Origin of the sequence: Psychrobacter glacincola (genome assembly GCF_965118485.1) — a bacterium.
Taxonomy (GTDB): domain Bacteria; phylum Pseudomonadota; class Gammaproteobacteria; order Pseudomonadales; family Moraxellaceae; genus Psychrobacter; species Psychrobacter glacincola_D.
The window spans coordinates 1-694 of sequence record NZ_CBCPJH010000091.1 but is presented as its reverse complement, the minus strand read 5'-3'; the positions used below and the strand labels follow the sequence as shown (position 1 = coordinate 694).

General features: G+C 45.4%; 1 protein-coding gene. It reads left to right on the top strand.

Features of this window, described 5'->3' with window-relative positions; translation table 11 throughout:
• Window positions 1–66 precede the first annotated feature (66 nt).
• Window positions 67–342, top strand: coding sequence for a transposase (locus ACMHKH_RS14675; RefSeq protein ID WP_045456042.1), 276 nt, complete (start codon window positions 67–69; stop codon window positions 340–342).
• The last annotated feature ends 352 nt before the right edge of the window (window positions 343–694 follow it).

The window sequence follows — 694 nt, the reverse complement described above, 5'->3', positions numbered from 1 at the left end:
GTGTAGTGGCATAATAAATTAGGACAGCACGGAAGAGGTTTATACTAACCCAAAGAGGAAAATAGTATGACCACCAAACGCAACCAATACACCCGAGAATTCAAATTAGAAGCGATTAGCTTAGTTGTTGATCACAAACGTAAAATACCTGACGTGGCCAATTCCTTAGGGATAGGTAAATCCACCTTGCAGAAATGGCTGAGTCAATACCGTCAAGAAATGAGTGGCCAAGCGCCTAAAGTCGGCAACGCTTTAACGGATGAACAGCGCGAGCTCCAAGATCTGCGTAAACAGGTTAAGCGGCTGACTATGGAGCGCGACATCTTAAACGAGGAGGGATAAAACGAAGCACTGCTTCGTTCCGACGCAAGACGAGAGCTATGCTCAAGTGAGGCTTCTGCTCTGCTGGCCTTGGACAGCCTGAACGGCTATCGTTAATCAGTCAGCTTGCAGAGCAAGACAAACAGGCCAGTAAAAGCCTTCTGTGCAAGCTGTTTGGCGTGATGAAGAGCAGTTACTACTATGGACTAAAGCCCAAGCCCATCAGCCTTGACACTATCAAAACCAAAGCCTTAATACGCCAAATATTTAACGACTCGAAGCATTGCCGCCATACTCATGAATGAGTATAACATCAAGCTGACCCGTTATATGGTAGGTAAACTTATGAAGAATATGAGCCTTAAAAGCTGTC

Coding starts and splice junctions, on each gene's coding strand:
- ACMHKH_RS14675 (WP_045456042.1), top strand. CDS start 67: ATGACCACCAAACGCAACCAATACACCCGAGAATTCAAATTAGAAGCG.